Genomic DNA, 19,514 nt, shown 5'->3' on the forward strand with positions numbered 1-19,514 from the left:
TTAATTTTTAATGCTGTTTTTGATTCGAAAAACGCTTTCCAAATTTTCAACAATATACAGTTTGTGTGCATTGATATACACTTCCATTTTTCGGTTTGGATAGCTGCAAACCCTACTATTACCTTTGACCCAATTCAAAAACGCTTGTATAAATGATTGATAATCAAAAGCATTTTAATAATCGTTGAAGAATAAAACATCAAAAGAAATAATATTAAAAAAAATGAAAAAGTTAGTTACGTTAATTGTATTGAGTTTTTGGGCATTGGTTGGTTATGCCCAATTTCCGAGTGCTGGAGGTAAAATGCCCAACATGAATTTGGGGCATATTTTCGGAAAGTTGATTGATTCGGAAGGGAAGCCTGTGGAATTTGCAACGGTGGTGGTAATGAAGTCAAGCCTCGACAGTGTCACCAAACAAACCAAAGATATTATGGTTAAGGCTCAGACTACTGGAGCCAATGGAGAGTTTGATATCAAAGATTTGCCAGTGATGGGACCTCTAAAACTTAAAGTTAGCTCAGTAGGTTTTAAAGATCTCAACGTGCCAATAAGTTTTGCTCCGCCAAAAATGGAAGGAATGACTGCACCAAAGCCTGGTCAAATGCCTGACCCGGCCATGATGGCAAAAATAATGGCAGCATTTGAGAAAGACTTGGGGAATGTAAAAGTTGAGAATGACAGTAAAGTATTGGACGCCGTGACCGTAACCGCTACCAAAGCTCTGCTTGAAATGGATATAGACAAGAAAACTTTCAACGTAGAGAAAAACATTGTAACCGCTGGAGGTACCGCAATTGACGTAATGAGAAACATTCCAACACTGCAAGTAGATATTGATGGCAATGTGAAGCTCCGCAATGCTGCTCCAACATTGTTTATTGATGGCAGACCTACGACTTTGTCTTTGGACCAAATACCTGCAGATGTTATCGAAAAAGTGGAGGTAATCACCAATCCTTCAGCTAAATATGATGCTTCTGGAAGTATGGCGGGCATTTTGAACATTGTCCTGAAAAAGAACAAACAAAGTGGATACAATGGCATGGTGAATGCAGGTGTTGACCGTTTAGGAGGAAGTAATTTCATGGGGAATTTTAACCTCAGACAAAATAAGTTCAATCTGTCTTTGATGGCCATGAATATGCGTATGAGAAACAATACCGAGGGAAATAGTGAGCGTTCGAGCGATATTGTGGGTATTTCTACCACTACAAATCAGGATATTGAAAGTAAAACCAAAGGTATGATGAGCTTCAGTAGATTGGCTTTTGATTATTATGCAACCAAAAAGACATCATTCTCTATCGCAGGTATTTTGGGGGGTGGTAAGTTTAGCCCTACCGAAGACATATTGATTACCAATACCGTGGGAGGCGTGAGTAGTTTGAGCAACAGAATCTCTGAAAATGAACGTCAGTTTAAGCCTAAAGGGTTGCAATTGGGATTCAAACATGATTTTGATAAAGCGGGAGAGGAATTGACAATGGATTTTAACTTCTTCGGTGGTACAAACAGCGGCAATGCTATTTATAATACCAATTATTTGACAGAAAACAATCAGATAACTGGAACACAAATCCAAAAGAATATAAGCAATGGCTCTAACCAATTCATAACTTTCCAGACGGACTATGTGAAGCCATTAAAAAACAATGGTAGTTTTGAAACTGGTGTGAGAGCACAAATAAACAGTTTGAGCAATATCAACGACAACACATTGAAGCCAGTAGGTTCAGATATTTATAACAATGTGACTTCTGCCTCTACCAATTATGAAAGCAAAAACAGCGTGTATGCAGCTTACATTTCTGTAAGCGGAAAGGTGGGTAGTTTGTTTTCTTATAAAACAGGATTGAGGGCTGAAAGCTCTGCTTATGACGGAAAATTATTGAATACGGGAGATAAATTTTCAAACAGTTATCCTTTGAGTTTATTTCCTTCTATATTCTTGAGCAAAGATTTAACAAAAACAGATCAATTGCAATTGAGTGTAACACGCAGAGTAAATCGACCTAACTTTTTCCAAATTATCCCATTTGTAGACTACAGCGATAGTTTGAATATCACGAGAGGAAATGCCGACTTGGTGCCAGAGTTTACTACATCGGGAGAAATATCTTATAGCAAATCAAAAGGTACCGCTACTTTCTTGACATCGGTTTACTACAAACATACCAATAATTTGATTACGAGGTATTTGAATCAAGAAACCAATCCAATTACTGGTAAAATAGACTTGATAAATACTTACATAAACGCCAATTCTAGCGATAATTATGGTGTGGAGTTTACCTACACCAACAAGATTATGAAATGGTGGGATTTTACATCTAATGTCAATTTCTACAATTCAAGAATCAATACAGAGAACATTGTGAATAGCAACGCTCAAGATGCCCTTTGGACGGCTTTTGGAAAAATAAACAACAGTTTCAATCTAAAAAACAAATGGGTGATACAGCTTTCGGGCGATTATCAAGGAAAAACCAACATGCCAGTTTCTCAAGCTCAAGGTTTTGGACCTCCGATGAGCCAAGCTCAAAGTTCTTCACAAGGTTATATAAAACCCTTCTATGGAGTTGATTTAGCCATAAAGAAAAGTTTCTTGAAAAACGATGTGGCATCTTTGACACTTTCTGCCAATGACATCTTCGGAACCAGAGGCAATACACAAGTGTCAGCTGGTGATGGCTTTAGCCAGTCTTATTACCGACTTACAAACCCTCAAATGGTAAAATTGAATTTCTCATTCAGGTTTGGTCAGATGGACGCCAATTTGTTTAAGAAAAATAACAATTCAACGTCAATGGAAGGGATGCAAATGCAATAATATCAAAGAAATCTGGGGGACTTTTGATGTATATAGCGTAAAACCAAATCAGTGCAGCATTTTGTTGTACTGATTTTTTTTGTTTGGAATATTGATAAAAGTAAAACTAAAGAAACTAGCGGATTTACTATAGTGTCGTGATTTGTAAGTATGCTTAACGGTAAAACCAAAGCAGTTTTTTCTGGGCCTTCTTTTCTTTTTGATTCTAAAAGTTCGCTGATCCCCTAATAAAAGTGCATGAATTAATCATTAAAAAACCATCCACAATATCAAAGTGGATGGTTCAAGGAAATTATTAAAATTAAACTTAATGTTTTTTTTATTTATACAAAAAGCATTATCAAAGTTAGGATAATCCCTCCAAGTGTAAAATAAATTCCTTTTTTGAATACTTTGGTTCCTGGCAAAAACATCCAAAATGAGGAAATTACAAAAAATAAAAGGGATGCACCAAAAAACAAGTTTAAATAAAACAGCGGGTCATTGCTGGTAGCTTTGTGCATATGCTCCATTTTGTCCAGTATAAATGGCAACTCTTTTTTCTCTGCTTTCAAGGCTCCCGTTTGGACGTTGTACTGTCCGCCTTTAAAGAATATAATTCCATTTTCTTCTTTTTCCACATTTACCTTCATCTTTAAAATGGGGCCAAGTTGCTCGGCTTTAAGGTTCGGTTCAACCGTTTTTTCTATTTTTACGACATTCTTAAGGAAATCGGTATTTCTAAAGACCATTATCATGCCGCTGATGGCATAAACAGCCATAATGCCTGCAAGAAAAAAGCCCAAATACCGATGATAAGTCCGCATGGATTGATTGAGTTGGTTTGGTTTTGCCATGTTTTTATTTTTATGGTGATTGTTATAAATTTTGAACGGCTAAAATAGTGGATTCTATCTTTAATTTTGTAAAGAGAAATAAAAAATTCAATTACACAAACATAATTTTATTTCTATCAGCTCTATCAAATCCCAAATTAGTCACTAAATTAATTCCTGGGCATTGATTCATATTTCACCACAGCTTTTATAATCTGTCTGTTAATTGCAACTCCTTTTCATCTGCAGTGAAATAAACATTACATGAATTTTGGCTGACTGCCATTTGCTGACAAATTATCTATTAAACAACCCAATGATGCATAATTTCATTGGTATTTTTTAAGCCTTTTATTCAGAATCTTTCTGAATTATAATTTATTTTCTTCTCTGGAAGCATTTCATTCATACAAACGTAGATAAAATCGAAAAGAACTATTTACACCTATTGAGAAAATGATTTCGGTAAAATGACCAGTGCATTGCACCTTTTATTATTGAACTTATAGCCAGGTATTTAGGGGTTTTTAAGTCCTTTTCAGTTGTATTTTAGAGGATTTTATTTTAACACAAAAAATAGAAATTTAAAAGCAGAAATTGCACGCCACTGATTGCTGTCCTAATCATTTTAGCTATGATAATTAAAAAAGTTATAAATTTCATTGCCCAACTCACCTCTACAAGAGCCGCCGGATTGTATTTATTATTGTTTGCCATTGCTATAGGTGTGGCTACTTTTATCGAAAACGACTTTGGCACCAGTTCTGCCCAAGCGGTAGTTTTCAGAAGTTGGTGGTTTGAGCTATTGTTATTGCTGTTTTGCATCACCATCATCATGAATGTTTGGAGATTTAAGTTGATAAAACAAAAGAAATGGGCATCTGTGCTTTTTCATTTTTCCATTGTTCTTATTCTTATAGGTTCAGCCGTTACCCGATATTACGGTACAGAAGGCATGATGCACATTAGGGAAGGCGAAACCTCCAATCAGTATCTTTCAGCCGAGCCTTTTATCAAGTTTCATGTACACCAAGGAGGCAAATCTTACGCTTTTGATGAGCCTGTGTATTTTTCAAGTTTAGGAAGCAATTCTTTCGAAAATTCCTATCAGATTGGCAACGCTCTCATAGAGGTAAATTTAGATGAGTTTATACCCAATCCATCCGAAACTTTATCGCCTGATCCAAACGGAATTCCCATTTTAAAAGTGGTTTTTGGCGGTATGGGTGGAAGGGAAGAATATATGGTTCGTCAAGGTGATCGAGTAAATATAAATGGTGTCAATTTTAATTTTTCGGAAGAATATATTCCAGATGCCTTCAATATAACTTTTAATGGTGACAGCCTTTCATTTTTAACACAAGAAAATGTGAATCAGCGTGTTATGGCAACTCAACAAGTAGATGATCTGACTGGTGGCGTAGCACATACGCTTAAACTACGGTCATTGTACACCTTACAAAATGCAAGTTTTGTTTTTGGTGATTTTATGCCAAAAGCAAAAGCACAAATAGCGGCTGGAAAACCTAAGATTACAAACGAAAGTACAGTAGGATTAAATCTTAAGGTAGCTGTAAACGGCAAAACTCAGAATACGATGGTTTCAGGACAAAAAGGTGATGTAGGCCAACCCAAATCTTTGATATTTGGCGAAACCGAAATAGAAATAAGCTATGGTTCCAAAATAGAAGAACTTCCATTTTCATTGACTTGCCGCGATTTTATATTAGAAAAATATCCTGGAACTGAGAATCCGTCGTCTTATGCCAGTGAGGTTACATTGATAGATGCGGCAAATGCTGTAATCAGAGAACAAAGGATTTATATGAACAATATCTTGGATTATGGTGGCTTTCGCTTTTTCCAGTCCTCGTTTGATCAAGACGAACTCGGCACTTATTTGAGTGTAAATCATGACTTTTGGGGTACTTGGATTTCTTATATCGGTTATATTTTACTAACAGTTGGCTTATTGATGACATTTTTCGATAAAAAGAGCAGATTTTCCTATCTATTGAAAAAACTAGATGAAAGTCATGCCAAGGGTATCGGGGTATTTCTTTTTATAGCAAGCTTGTTATCTGGAAATATGGCTATGGCTAATCCAACCCATCCAATATCAAAGGAACATGCTGCGTCTTTTGGCCGATTAATGGTGCAAGACCACAATGGAAGGATAAAACCAGTCAATACCTACACAGGAGAATTGCTCAGAAAAGTGTCGAGAACAGAATCGCTTTTAGACCAAAACGCTGATCAAATAGTGCTTTCTATGATGTTGAACCCTTCTCTATGGGAAAAAGCCAGTATCATACAAGTGCCTAACCATCCTGACATCAGGAAGATACTGGGTACAGAAGAGAAATTGGTGAGCTATTCTTCATTTTTTGGACCTGACGGCACGTATAAATTTCAGGAACAAATCAGAGCTGCACAGGCCATGATTCCGAAAGAGCAAGGCGTATTTGAAAAGGCAGTTATAAAACTAGATGAGAAAGTCAATATTGTAAACATGATATTCTCAGGCAGTATTTTGAGGTTTTTTCCACAAAAAAACGATTCTACCAATACATGGATAACTCCAGCCGAAATTCTGCATGAACATGGTGCTGGGATTGATAATTCCGAACTCAAAACCTTGTTTCTAAACTATTTACAGGCATTAAGCGATGGGCTAAATTCTAATGATTATAAACCTGCAGATGCTGCTTTAGCACAGATTAGCACCTATCAGAAAATCAACGGCGGTTCCATTTTGCCCTCCGAAGCGAAACTTAAAGCTGAATTGTTTCTAAATAAGTTGGATGTCTTTAATCGTCTAAAAGGCTATTACGGAATTCTTTGTCTGGTATTTACGGGCGTGTTTTTATTTACAACCATTAAACGTAAGTCGAACAAAATCAATTGGTTGAAATACGCACTTATAGGAATGTTATTTGGTTTTATTTTCCATACTTTGGGCTTAGGCCTGAGATGGTACGTGTCTGGCAGAGCACCTTGGAGCAATGGCTACGAGTCGATGATTTATATTGGCTGGACCACCATGTTGGCCGGCACGTTATTCTCTAGAAAATCATTGGGTGGATTGGCGGCTACTGCTACTTTGGCGGCTACCATTTTGTTTGTGGCGAGCATGAGCTGGCTCGATCCAGAAATTACCCCGCTCGTTCCTGTTTTAAAATCCTATTGGTTGACCATTCACGTTTCGCTGGAGGCTGGAAGTTATGGCTTTTTGTTGCTTGGTGCCGTACTAGGTATGTTAAATTTGGTTTTGATGATATTTATAAAAGAAAGCAACAAAGAAAATATACTTAGAGCCATAAAGGAGTTGACCATCATCAGTGAGATTACGCTTTTGGGAGGTTTGGCCATGATAAGCATCGGTACTTATTTGGGTGGTGTTTGGGCCAACGAATCATGGGGAAGATACTGGGGATGGGATGCTAAAGAGACGTGGGCATTGGTGACAATTTTGGTCTATGCGTTCATTTTGCACATGCGGTTTATACCCAAATTACAAGGCGTCTTTGCTTTCAACTTTGCCTCATTGTTCGGTTTTGCGACGGTTATCATGACTTATTTGGGCGTAAATTATTACTTATCTGGTTTGCATTCTTATGCTGCTGGTGATCCTGTTCCGATTCCTCCAGCAGTTTATTATACCACCCTTTCACTGATAGTCTTAAGTATTTTGGCTTTTAGAAATTTCAAAAAAGTCAACAAGTAATTTTAAAAAAAAACAGTCATTTATGACCAAAACAGCTCATAGAGTTTATTTAGGCACCATGTCTCTCATTGTGATATTGGTTACTATCTATTTGATTTACAAAGGATTACCTTATTATAATACCACCGTTGAAGAGCGTTTTTATCACCCAGACCACAAATCATTGAAACCTAGTGGCCCACTCGGACATGGAATGGGAATCGTAGGTACTTTGATGATGATGATAGGCGTTTTTGGCTATCAAGCCCGCAAATACATGAGGGCACTTTCAAGAGTTTGGGTGCTAAAACATTGGTTAGAGTTTCATATTTTTTTGTGTACGCTTGGACCCATTTTGGTATTGTTTCATACTTCTTTCAAGTTTGGTGGATTGGTTTCTATTAGTTTTTGGAGCATGGTGGCTGTAGTAGCAAGCGGCGTAGTGGGTAGATTTATTTACCTCCAAATACCCAGGACCATACAGGGCCGAGAGCTAAGTCTTAATGAAATCAGGGGAATGCAGTCGGATTTGACAGACAAACTCCACGGCGAACTAAGTGCTGAAAAGATGACTGAAATACTGACCATGACCAAGCGTCAGGGTGAGGCCAAAGGCATGATAGCTCAATATTTAGCGGATTGGAAACTTAAAAATTCTATTAAAAGTCAACTTAAGAATTCTGGTTTGAGACACAAAAGACTAAAAAATGTGATGGCCTTGGTGGATAGTGAACTGAATATGAATAGAAAAATAGAACGTTTGCAAGTTATGCAAAAGCTGTTTAACTATTGGCATGTAATTCACTTACCATTTGCCATTATCATGTTGGTTATCATGCTAATACATGTAGGCGTTACGATTGCTTTTGGATATAAATGGGTGTTTTGATATGGAAATGTTAATAGAAGAAATATCGATTTACGGAGGCGGCCTTTTGCTTTGTGCTTTGGTCATGTATGTTTATGTAAGAACCAAGTCGAAAAAGTCGAAAATTGTTGAGAAAAAGATAGAAAAGGCTAAAGAAGAAGGTATTCACGAGCCGGTATCTTTGTATCCTTTTATCGACCCAAACATTTGTATTGGCGGAGCGGCTTGTGTTTCGGCCTGTCCTGAAAAAGACATCATTGGCATAGTAAATGGCAAAGGCGAACTCATCAATGCTTCCAATTGTGTGGGTCATGGAGCTTGTTTTCATGCCTGTCCCGTAGAAGCCATTTCATTGAAAATTGGTACTGAAAAAAGAGGGGTGGATTTGCCTCATGTCAACCAAAACTTCGAAACTAACATCAAAGGAATTTTTATTGCTGGAGAATTGGGTGGCATGGGATTGATAAAAAACAGCGTTGAACAAGGCAAACAGGCTATTTTGAATATCAACCAACAGCTTGATAAACAACATAAAGCCGAATTTGATGTCATCATAGTCGGTGCTGGTCCTGCAGGAATCTCGGCATCACTGCAAGCCAAGAAAATGGGATTGAAATTCAAGACCCTTGAACAGGACTCTTTGGGAGGTACGGTTTACAATTTCCCAAGAGCAAAAGTTGTCATGACTTCGCCAATGGATTTGCCGGGTTATGGAAAAGTGAAATTGTTTGAAACGAGTAAAACTGAACTTTTGGAGCTTTGGCAGAAAGTAATTAGTGAAAATCAAATTGTGATTCAGGAAAACACAAAAGTAGAAGAGATAAAAAAGGACGGAAACAGCTTTAAAGTTGTCACTAACCATGGAGAGGAATTTGAAGGAAACAAAGTATTGTTGGCCATTGGCAGAAGAGGAAGTCCGAGAAAACTAAATACGGATGGGGAAGAAAAAGAAAAAGTAGCATACCGACTTTTAGAACCCGAGCTAATTTCTGGCAAAAATGTTTTGGTGGTTGGAGGTGGTGATTCTGCCATAGAAAACGCCCTATTATTGGCTTCAGAAAATAATGTCACCTTATCATACCGAAGTGAAAATTTTAATAGACTTAAGCCTAAGAATCTTTCAAAAATAAAGGATGCGATAGAGCAGGATTTGGTCAAAGTAGAGTTTAATACTGCGGTAGCTCATATTGAGGAAAGTGAGGTAGTTTTGGTTAGAGATAATATCTCTTTCAGGATCCCAAATGACCTTGTTTACATATTTGCAGGAGGAGAACTTCCAACGCAATTCCTTAAAAAATCGGGGATTGAAATTACGCAAAGGTTTGGATACACCATAAAATCTCATGCCAGCTGATGATTAGACACTTAAACAAGGCTTTGTACGCTTTACAGAGATACTGTTTCGCACTTTTGAGCGAAGCTAAAGGCTTGTTTTTGTGTTCTTTAAAAATAGTTTTGGGTATGTTTTTATTGCTTTTTTTAAACCAAAATACTCTTGCTCAGCTTTCTCCGGGTAAATTATCAAAGGCACATTCCAAACTAGAGGGAATGTCGAATTGTACGCAATGCCACACCATTGGTGATAAAGTTTCAAACCAAAAATGCTTGGCTTGCCACAAAGAACTCAATGCCAGAGTTTCCAAAAACAAAGGTTTTCACGTGTCTGCACAGGTAAAAGGAAAGGATTGTATTACCTGCCACAGCGACCACCATGGGCTCAACTTTGAAGCCGTTAGATTTGACAAAAAGACTTTCAATCACAACCTAACGGGTTATGAATTGAAAGGTGGCCACAAATCAAAAATTAAGAATTGTAACGAATGCCACAAGGCCGAAAACATTGTGTTGGCTTCTGCCAAAAACAAACCAAACACATTTTTGGGTTTAGATACCAAATGTGCCACATGTCATGAGGATTATCACCAAAAGACACTTTCGAACGATTGTGCCTCTTGTCATGATTTCAATGACTTCAAAAAAGCACCACTATTTAATCACGAGAAGTCTGATTTTCCCCTTTTGGGAGCTCATAAAAAAGAAGATTGTAATGCTTGTCACAAAGAAGAACTTCGGAATGGCAAAAAGTTTGTAAAATACACTGGTTTGGGTTTTACTAATTGTACGAGTTGCCATAAAGACGTGCATAAAGGCGAGTATGGATCTAACTGTAAAACTTGCCACAACGAAGAGTCTTTTACCAGAATTAGCCCAAATAGAAATTTTAACCATACGCTAACTGGCTATACATTAGAAGGTAAGCACCGAGAAGTTAATTGTAAAAAATGCCACGACAACAGCCTCGGCAATTTCAAAGAATTTGAAAAAAAGAAAAATATTGATTGCCTCACCTGCCACAAGGATGTGCATGACGGGAAGCTCGGAAACGACTGTAAATCTTGTCATAATCAAAATTCTTTTTTGCTGAAAAATAAAACATTTACGGGCAAGTTTGACCATAACAAAACCGACTATCCACTGGAAGGTAAACACCAAACAGTGGATTGTAAAACTTGTCATAAAAAAGACTTTACTGATCCAATTGTGCATAACAAATGCATGAGTTGTCACACTGACAAACACAATGGAGACTTTGAAAGTAAAAAAGATAAGTATAATGATTGTGCAACTTGTCATACGGTAGATGGCTACAGTCCTTCACTTTTTACGGTAGAGCAGCACAACAATAGTGAATTTAAGCTTGAGGGTGCCCATGTGGCTCAGCCTTGTTTCTCTTGCCATTTAAAAGATAAAAAATGGATATTCAATAAAATGAATACCGAATGTGTGGCCTGCCATGATGACATCCATGTGGATATTATTGACACCAAATATTATGTAAAACAATCGTGTAGTTCGTGTCATGTGGCTGATAATTGGCACAAAATAAACTTTGATCACGGTACTACCAAGTACGCCTTGAAAGGTGGTCATTTAAAAGCCTCGTGTGGAAAATGCCATTTGCAAAAAGCAGCAGGTATTCTAAAACAAACATTTAAAGGGTTAACTCAAAAGTGTGCAGATTGCCACAAAGACGTTCATGGAGGGCAATTTGCCAAGAATGGAGTAACAGACTGTGCTACGTGCCATGGCATAGAAGCTTGGGATTCGAATAGCTTCAACCACGACAATACCAAGTACAAATTAGATGGTGAACACAAAAACGTAGCTTGTGCCAAGTGCCATAAAGCTACTATGAGAGATAATAAAAGTATTAAACTATTTAAAATTGAAAAGTACAAATGTATAGACTGTCATTTAAAATAGCTTTATTAGTGATGATTGCGTTTGGCCTTCAGGCCCAATCACCACATGGAAAGGGTTTCAAGATGGATTGTGCAAAATGTCACGATTCTGGTAGCTGGACTTTCAGTGAAAAAAGCAAGTTTGAGCACTCATCAACAGGCTTTACACTAGAAGGTCAGCACAAAAATATTGATTGCAATGCTTGCCATACCAAATTAGACTTCAAAAGTACTTCCTCAAATTGTGTATCTTGTCACAGCGATATGCACAATCAAACCGTGGGTACCGATTGTGCCAGGTGCCATTCTACACAATCTTGGATTGTAGAAAACATCAGTGGGATGCATGATCAGACCTCTTTTCCATTAGTGGGTGTTCACAAATCCGTCGATTGTAGGCAATGTCACCAATCCGAAACCAACGTAAGGTTTAATCCTACAGGCCAGACATGTATTGATTGTCATACCAAAGATTTTAAATCGACTAAAAATCCCGACCACGTAAAACTTAATGTTTCAACCGATTGTGCTACTTGTCACTCTACAACCATAACGGAATGGAAAAGTAGCACTTTTCCAGATCACGACAGTTTTTATCCACTTTCTGGAGCTCATGCGGCCATTGCCAAAGATTGTGAAAAATGTCATATAGCGGGTAACTATAACAATACACCTACCGAATGTGTAGGTTGTCACAATACAGATTTTGTAAAAACCGCGAACCCCAACCATTCAAAGCTCAATCTTTCAACCGATTGTGCTTCTTGTCATACTACTGCACCGGGATGGGCACCTGCAACATTTCCGGTTCATGATGAATTTTATCCTTTGACAGGAGCCCATAAAGTAGTAGCAAATAATTGTGCTGAATGCCATAAATCAGGCAATTACTCGTCTACTCCAAATGATTGTAATTCCTGTCATAATGCCGATTATAAGGCTTCTATTAATCCAAATCACAATACTTTAAATCTTTCTACAGATTGTGCGACTTGCCATACCACCAATACTGGATGGTCTCCTGCACAGTTTACTGCCCATGACCAGTTTTATCCATTAACTGGAGCACATAGAAATTTGAGTTGTAATGAATGCCACAAAGGTGGAAACTATAATGATACGCCTAAGGATTGTAATGCATGCCATAAAGATGCATTTACTGCATCCAAAGATCCTAATCATACGGCAATGGGATTTTCAACAGACTGTTCATCCTGTCATTCCACAGCACCTGGATGGTCGCCATCAACTTTTAATCACAATACGTTTTATCCTTTAACAGGTGCACATGAAACTATCAAGAACGACTGCAATAAATGTCATTCGGGTGCTAATTATAAAAATCCTTCAACTGATTGTAATTCTTGCCATAGTGCCGCATATGCCAGCACTAAGAATCCAAGTCATGTTACTTTTGGATTATCGACAGATTGTGCTTCGTGTCACACTACCAATCCTGGTTGGAGACCTTCGACATTTGATCATTCTAAGTTTTATCCATTGACTGGAGCTCATGCAACAATAGCCTCAGAATGTGTTAAATGCCACGCAAATGGGGTTAGCAATACCTCATCTGAATGTGTATCATGTCATGCGGCGGCTTATAATTCTGCCAAAGACCCAAACCATGCTTTGATGGGAATGTCAAAGGATTGTGCGTCTTGTCATACTACCAATCCAGGCTGGTCACCTTCAATGTTTGATCACAATAAGTTTTTCCCATTAACTGGAGGCCATTCCGCCATAGCCAGAGATTGTAATAAGTGTCATAATGGAGCCAATTATAAAAATCCGCCTAGTGACTGTAATGCATGCCACAATGGAGCTTATAAATCTGCGGCAAATCCAAATCATGCGGCATTGGGTTTATCGACAGATTGTGCGACTTGTCATACCACTAATCCAGGTTGGAAGCCATCCAGTTTCAATCACAACAATTATTATCCATTAACAGGTGCTCATGCCAACATAGCCAATGATTGTATAAAATGCCATGCCAATGGAGTGGCCAATACACCAACGGATTGCAATGCCTGCCACAATGGAGCCTATAAAGCAACCAAAAATCCTGACCATGCAGCACTGAGTATTTCAACAGATTGTGCTTCTTGTCATACTACTAACCCTGGTTGGCGACCATCTACCTTTAATCATGGTCAGTATTATCCGCTTACAGGAGCACATGCCAATATTGCCAATAATTGTACCCAATGCCATAAGAATGGAGTGAGTAATACCCCAACCGATTGTAATGGTTGCCATAACAATGCTTACAAGTCTGCGGCAAATCCAAACCATGCTGTCTTAGGTCTATCAACAGATTGTGCATCGTGCCATACTACCAATCCTGGTTGGAGGCCAACTAGTTTTAACCATAACAATTATTATCAGCTGACTGGAGCACATGCCAACATAGCCAATAACTGCGTACAATGCCACTCCAGTGGAGTAAATAATACCTCTACAGACTGTAATTCTTGTCATAATGGAGCATACCAAGCTGCTAAAAATCCAAACCATGCAGGCTCAGGATTTTCAACTGATTGTGCCTCTTGTCACAGTACCAATCCAGGCTGGCGGCCATCCACGTTTAACCACAATAACATTTATCCATTAACGGGTGCACATGCCAATATTGCAAGTAATTGTACACAATGCCATGTGGGAGGAAACTTCAATAATACCCCAACAGATTGCAATTCATGTCATAGTGGAGCTTACAATGGTGCAAGTAATCCAAACCACTCCGCATCAGGTTTTTCAAGAGATTGTGCTTCTTGTCATACCACCAATCCAGGTTGGCGGCCATCGACATTTAATCACAATAATTTTTATCCATTAACGGGAGCTCATGCCAATATTGCTAGCAATTGTACGCAATGTCATATAGGAGGAAACTTTAATAATACACCTACAGATTGTAATTCGTGCCACAGTGGGGCTTACAATTCGGCTAGTAATCCAAATCACTCCTCATCAGGTTTTTCAAGAGATTGTGCATCGTGTCATACCACCAATCCGGGTTGGCGACCTTCGACATTTAACCACAATAATTTCTATCCATTGGTAGGTGCCCATGCCAATATTTCAAATAACTGTACCCAATGTCATGCTGGAGGGAATTTCAATAATACACCAAATCAATGCATAGGCTGTCATCAAAAGAATTATGATGGGGCAAGTCCAAACCACCGAAATTCTGGCTTTTCGACCAATTGTTTAGAATGTCACAGCCAGAACGCTTGGAAACCTGCCACTTTTAACCACGACGCTCAGTATTTTCCAATTTATAGCGGTGAACACAAAGGCGAATGGAACAGTTGTACCGATTGCCATACGACTGCGGGAAACTTCGGTATTTTTAGTTGCTTTAAGTGCCATGGCCAATCAAAGATGGACAAGGAACACAAAGGCGTAAATGGATATAATTACAACAGCAACTCGTGCTTGGCATGTCATCCAAAAGGAAAAAGCTAAAACCATGAAAAAAATATCATTCCTATTATGCTTCATGGTATTGAGTATTGCCAATCTATTTTCTCAAGAAAAAAAAATGGTATTGGGTGAAGTGACTTTTGCAAATTTCAAGAATGTATATGTAAAGCTCGAGAACAACAGCCATGTAAGCTCGGGAGATACACTCTTAATTTTAGTAAAAACAGATTGGAAAAAAGCATTGGTGGTTATTACAGTTTCTTCTAAATCGATTTTAACCACTAATTTTTCTCAAGAAAAAGTTATAATAGGAACCAAAGTAGGTTACTATCCAAAGGATGTGAAAGAAAAACCCGCTATCAAAGTTCCAGAAAAAATAATTTCTAAAGACTTAGTTGAGGAGGAAAAACCCAAAGTTGCCATATTGCCTATAGCCCAATCTTATAATGGTAGAATAACGGTTTCGACCAACGGGAGCATGGAGAAGTCAGAGAATAATTACAATAGGATAAGAACTTCCATGAATTTTGATGTAAAAAATATCAATGGAGGTAAATTTTCTTTTGAAAATTACATCAATTATAACCGCCGATTTGGTGTAGCGGATTCACTTCAGAATTTTAAAGAAGATTTTAAGGTGTATTCGTTATCAACTACTTATGAACATACTAACAAAACCAGTTTTTCTTTTGGTAGAAAAATGAATTTTAGAATAGCCAACATGGGTGCCATTGATGGTTTGCAGGTAGAACATAGGTACAAATCAATTTTTATGGGTGGATTTGGTGGTTCGCGACCAGATGTTTTGAATTATGGGCTCAATTTATCTTTGATGCAATTTGGAGCATATTTGGCCAATGAAAAGGAAAAAGGCAAAGGAATGCTTCAAACTAGTTTAGCATTTGCGGAGCAGCAATACCATGGAAAAACAGACCGGAGATTTGTGTATTTTCAACATTCCAATTCTGTTTTAGGTAATTTTAGCTTGTTTTATTCCATAGAATTGGATCTTTATCAGAATATTGATAGCGTAAAGTCTAACCGAATTAACCTCACTAGTACTTATTTATCTCTTCGTTATAAGCCGACAAAGAAATTAAGTTTATCTTCTTCTTATGACAACAGACGCAATGTGATTTATTATGAAACGTATCGATCTTATTTAGAACAAATCTTAAACCAAGAAACTAGGCAAGGCATTCGTTTGCAAATGAATTATAATCCTTCAAAATATGTAAGTTTCAATTTATCAGGCTTTTATAGATATCAAGAAAGTAAACCACAGCCTACAAAAAACTATGTGGCCAATGTGTTTTTCTCTCAAATTCCGGGAGTGAAGTCATCGTTAAATCTTAACTTTAACAATATGAAGACCTATTATTTTTCTGGAAACATAATTGGAGCGAGGGTAAACAAAGATTTATTTAAAGGCAAAGTTTACACAGAGTTTAGTTACCGAAAAGTGGACTATGACTTTTTCAATGCCGAGCAACCCAATCTTAAACAGGATGTTTTAGGCGTTTCGCTCAATATTTATGGTAAAAAACGCAGCTCTATAATGCTGAACTATGAAGGCACGTTTGAGCCGAACAGCAGCTATAACAGATACTATATTACACTTTCTCAAAGATTTAAAAGCAAAAATTAATAATGTATTGATTTCTAAACAATTATAAAAAAATGAAATATCTAAAAATAACGGCTTTGGCCTTGGCAGTGGCCATGAGTGCATGTAAATCGAAGCCAAAAATAATAGTAGAGGAGACTACAGAAAAAAATGATATGTCTGCTTCAAGTGCTAATGTATCAACAACTGGCTTAGCTGCTACTGGAAGCGATATGCACCAAGTTACCGCATTAGAAATTCTTGAGGCAGAACGATATACTTATCTCAAAGTTAAAGAAGGTGTCAATACTTTTTGGATTGCAACAAGTAAATTTGACGCAAAGATAGGTAACGAATATTTTTATAGGGGTGGATTGCTCAAGACTGATTTTGAGAGTGTTGAGCATAAAAAAGTCTTTGATAAGATTTATTTGGTCTCTGAAATTATCGATGCAGCTGCCCATCCAGGAAGCAATGGTGGCATGGTAAATACTCCTCCATCCGATATGAATTTTAAAGAATCCAAAAACGTAACTGGTGCTATAAAATTGAGCGAATTGATTACTCAAAAAGCCAAATACAATGGAAAGCAAGTAACAGTGTCGGGAGAAATCGTAAAAGCCAACTATGGAATTATGGGTAAAAACTGGTACCATTTGCAAGATGGTACTAAAAACGGTGGTAAAATCTGTGATTTCACGATTACTTCTGCAGAGAATTTACCTTTAGGAGCCAATGTAGGTTTTGAAGGTAAGTTGGTTCTCAACAAAGACTTTGGGTCAGGCTACAAATACGACATATTGATGGAAGATGCAAAACTGAAATAAATAGTGTTTCTAAATCAAAACACCCCGAAATTTTAAATTTTCGGGGTGTTTTTTATATAATTGTTGAAATTAATCTTTTTTTTGAATGCCTTTTTTATTTTAGTTTCAAAAATAACCCGCCGTTTAAGGATAAAACACCGCCAGCTTTTTGAAATTCTATTTCTCTAAAATTATAAGTGAGTGTTGGGTTGAACTGGAATATATACCTGTTTCTTCGGTATTGCAGACCTGTACCCAAAGTCATATTGTGAAAAATCTCTTTGCTACTTTTGGTTTGAAGCTTTTGATATATTTCCTCGCCTTGAACGTTGTATTCGACATTCAGCGACTGATAGTTTTTTATGTCCAAATGTGTGCCGTAATTAAACATCAGGTCCAAATTTTGCTTTAATGGGACATAATAATTTATTTTTAAAGGCAATTCTAAAATAGTCGTTTTGATATAAATTTCATCCACATCCTCCTTAGAATTTAGCTGGGATCCATAAGTAAGCATAAAATCTCTTCCTGTCTTTAAATTAAAGTCCTTTGTTCCATTGTATTCCTTTTCTGGATTGTTATTTATCTGAATTCCAAGGCTTAGGCTCAAAGCTCTTGAAAGGAAATATTCATAAACCGACCCAAATATAAAACTGTTTTGAGAGCTGTAACCCGTTAATAAACCTAACCTAGATTCTATTTTTGGAAGTTCAAAACGTTTTTTCTTTGATGGAATGGTTTCTTCTGCAATGGCCTTTCTTTCAGGAATCAACAAAGTATCTAATTTTTCGTCTTGCTTTTCTACCAAAGCTGTATTCTCTTCAATGGACTTCAGTACTTTTTGATTGGTGTTTTCTATATTTTTTACCAACTCTTCCAATTTCTCGTTATCGGTTGAAGTTTTGGAGGTCTCTTTCACTTGCTTGTCATCAAGTTGAGATAAATAAACCTTCATGTTGCTCAGCAATTCCTCCACCTTGTTTTCAAGGGAAGCTATTTTATTTTCGTTTTGCTTGTCAGAATTTTTCGTTTGATTGTAAATGGTTTTAACAATATATACTGTGTCTTTTTGGTAAATAGTTTGGGTTTGGTTTATTGGTTCTTTTATTTCACCAACCATGGTGTTTAAATACTCCACATCTTTTCTGACGGCGTTATTTTGAACCAAAGAATACCACAGCAATATCGTAGCCAAACTTGCGTAGGTTGGCCAGCCATATTTTTTTAGGAATACCCTCCACCATGATTTTTCGACATTAGGCTCTATCTTAGACCATAGATTTCCACTTACGGGTTTATCTATTTGGTCAAGTTTCTCTTTAATTTTTTTATTAAATAAATCTTGTTTCATAGGGTGTTATTTAAGTTCTTGTCGATTTATATATTCATTTATCCAGCCTTGTAATCTACTTTTTGCCTTGCTCAAGTTGCCTCTTACTCCGCTTTCTGTAAGACCTAGCAATATAGCAATTTCACTATTTTCGTAACCTTCTATTACCGAGAGTGAGAAGACTGTTCTGTAAACAGGCGAAAGTTTTCTAACAAATTCTAATATCTCTTCTACGGAAAGTAGATCTAATCGGTTGGGATTAAAATCCACATTTTCGTACTTTTCTAAATCTGTAAATTCTATCTTCGAGTGGTTTTTTCTGAAATAGTCAATAGCCGAATTGACCATAACCTTATGAAACCAACCTCCAAATTCATACTGGTCGTTATATTTTTCAATATTTTTGAACACCTTCAAAAAACCGTCCATGACGATTTCTTCTGTTTCCATGTCATTGGAAGCATATTTTGAGCAAATACGCATGGCCTTGCTCGAGTAAGTATCAAAAAGTAGTCTTTGAGAAGAGGAGGAACCCTTCCTGCAACCCTCTATCAATTCTTTTAAATTTAAGGCCTTGTTATTTTTTTTAAATAGCACAGGTTATACCGGGATTTGGTTTTATGGTTGCTAAAGGTAATAAATTCAATCAATATTTGCTATGGCTTTAATTTTATAGCTGCAACCTCAAATACTACTACGTGTTTTTGATGTATCTGATTCCTGTGAATTTTTAAAAAGTAAATTTTTGTTTTAAATAATGGCTTTAAATAATGTAGAATTGGTTGAATATATTCAAACTTATCTTCGTAATAAATTCGCCTGAGGGTAGCTTTGATTGAAATATTTTTAATCACTATTTCAAGTCCAAGCCCT

At 37.1% G+C, this 19,514-nt stretch carries 11 protein-coding genes; 8 read left to right on the plus strand and 3 right to left on the minus strand.

The window, feature by feature from the left end; all coding sequences use genetic code 11:
- Window positions 1-223: 223 nt before the first annotated feature.
- Window positions 224-2,833, plus strand: coding sequence for a TonB-dependent receptor domain-containing protein (locus tag EGI24_RS19230; protein WP_255050202.1), 2,610 nt, complete (start codon window positions 224-226; stop codon window positions 2,831-2,833).
- 323 nt (window positions 2,834-3,156) lie between these two features.
- Here the strand turns inward: EGI24_RS19230 and EGI24_RS19235 are convergent, their stop codons facing one another.
- Window positions 3,157-3,669, minus strand: a complete 513-nt coding sequence (locus EGI24_RS19235) for a hypothetical protein (protein WP_255050203.1) — start codon at window positions 3,667-3,669, stop codon at window positions 3,157-3,159.
- A gap of 613 nt (window positions 3,670-4,282) precedes the next feature.
- Between EGI24_RS19235 and ccsA the strand changes: the two genes are divergently transcribed.
- From ccsA to EGI24_RS19270, 7 genes are read left to right on the plus strand one after another with little or no spacing between them, the layout of a single operon-like run.
- A complete protein-coding gene (gene ccsA, locus EGI24_RS19240) occupies window positions 4,283-7,375 on the plus strand; it encodes a cytochrome c biogenesis protein (RefSeq protein WP_255050205.1) in 3,093 nt (1,030 codons plus the stop codon).
- A gap of 22 nt (window positions 7,376-7,397) precedes the next feature.
- The gene (locus tag EGI24_RS19245; protein ID WP_255050206.1) at window positions 7,398-8,243 is read left to right on the plus strand and encodes a hypothetical protein; all 846 of its coding nucleotides are present in this window, start codon (window positions 7,398-7,400) and stop codon (window positions 8,241-8,243) included.
- 1 nt (window position 8,244) lies between these two features.
- A complete protein-coding gene (locus tag EGI24_RS19250) occupies window positions 8,245-9,576 on the plus strand; it encodes an NAD(P)-binding domain-containing protein (protein WP_255050207.1) in 1,332 nt (443 codons plus the stop codon).
- Window positions 9,576-11,486 (plus strand): cytochrome c family protein, encoded by a 1,911-nt coding sequence (locus EGI24_RS19255; RefSeq protein ID WP_255050208.1) that lies wholly within the window; start codon window positions 9,576-9,578, stop codon window positions 11,484-11,486. The genes EGI24_RS19250 and EGI24_RS19255 overlap by 1 nt, the downstream gene beginning before the upstream one ends.
- Window positions 11,462-14,941, plus strand: coding sequence for a hypothetical protein (locus EGI24_RS19260; protein WP_255050210.1), 3,480 nt, complete (start codon window positions 11,462-11,464; stop codon window positions 14,939-14,941). Before EGI24_RS19255 ends, EGI24_RS19260 begins: the two co-directional genes overlap by 25 nt.
- 4 nt (window positions 14,942-14,945) lie before the next feature.
- A complete protein-coding gene (locus tag EGI24_RS19265) occupies window positions 14,946-16,547 on the plus strand; it encodes a hypothetical protein (RefSeq protein WP_255050212.1) in 1,602 nt (533 codons plus the stop codon).
- A gap of 32 nt (window positions 16,548-16,579) precedes the next feature.
- A complete protein-coding gene (locus EGI24_RS19270) occupies window positions 16,580-17,332 on the plus strand; it encodes a GW dipeptide domain-containing protein (RefSeq protein WP_255050213.1) in 753 nt (250 codons plus the stop codon).
- A 94-nt stretch (window positions 17,333-17,426) separates the two neighbouring features.
- Here EGI24_RS19270 and EGI24_RS19275 read toward each other — a convergent pair whose 3' ends face one another.
- Window positions 17,427-18,662: a hypothetical protein gene (locus tag EGI24_RS19275; RefSeq protein WP_255050215.1), complete on the minus strand. Its 1,236-nt coding sequence runs from the start codon at window positions 18,660-18,662 to the stop codon at window positions 17,427-17,429.
- A gap of 6 nt (window positions 18,663-18,668) precedes the next feature.
- On the minus strand, window positions 18,669-19,238 hold the full coding sequence (locus EGI24_RS19280; RefSeq protein ID WP_255050216.1) for an RNA polymerase sigma factor: 570 nt from the start codon (window positions 19,236-19,238) through the stop codon (window positions 18,669-18,671).
- Between the last annotated feature and the right edge of the window lie 276 nt (window positions 19,239-19,514).

The sequence above is a fragment of the Lacihabitans sp. CS3-21 genome (assembly GCF_024343675.1).
GTDB lineage: Bacteria > Bacteroidota > Bacteroidia > Cytophagales > Spirosomataceae > Leadbetterella.

Excerpts from the sequence above, each read along its gene's own strand:
- EGI24_RS19245 (WP_255050206.1), top strand. The coding sequence starts at position 7,398 with ATGACCAAAACAGCTCATAGAGTTTATTTAGGCACCATGTCTCTCATT.
- EGI24_RS19230 (WP_255050202.1), top strand. The coding sequence starts at position 224 with ATGAAAAAGTTAGTTACGTTAATTGTATTGAGTTTTTGGGCATTGGTT.
- EGI24_RS19265 (WP_255050212.1), top strand. The coding sequence starts at position 14,946 with ATGAAAAAAATATCATTCCTATTATGCTTCATGGTATTGAGTATTGCC.
- EGI24_RS19270 (WP_255050213.1), top strand. The coding sequence starts at position 16,580 with ATGAAATATCTAAAAATAACGGCTTTGGCCTTGGCAGTGGCCATGAGT.
- EGI24_RS19250 (WP_255050207.1), top strand. The coding sequence starts at position 8,245 with ATGGAAATGTTAATAGAAGAAATATCGATTTACGGAGGCGGCCTTTTG.
- EGI24_RS19275 (WP_255050215.1), bottom strand. The coding sequence starts at position 18,662 with ATGAAACAAGATTTATTTAATAAAAAAATTAAAGAGAAACTTGACCAA.
- ccsA (WP_255050205.1), top strand. The coding sequence starts at position 4,283 with ATGATAATTAAAAAAGTTATAAATTTCATTGCCCAACTCACCTCTACA.
- EGI24_RS19255 (WP_255050208.1), top strand. The coding sequence starts at position 9,576 with ATGATTAGACACTTAAACAAGGCTTTGTACGCTTTACAGAGATACTGT.
- EGI24_RS19235 (WP_255050203.1), bottom strand. The coding sequence starts at position 3,669 with ATGGCAAAACCAAACCAACTCAATCAATCCATGCGGACTTATCATCGG.
- EGI24_RS19260 (WP_255050210.1), top strand. The coding sequence starts at position 11,462 with ATGTATAGACTGTCATTTAAAATAGCTTTATTAGTGATGATTGCGTTT.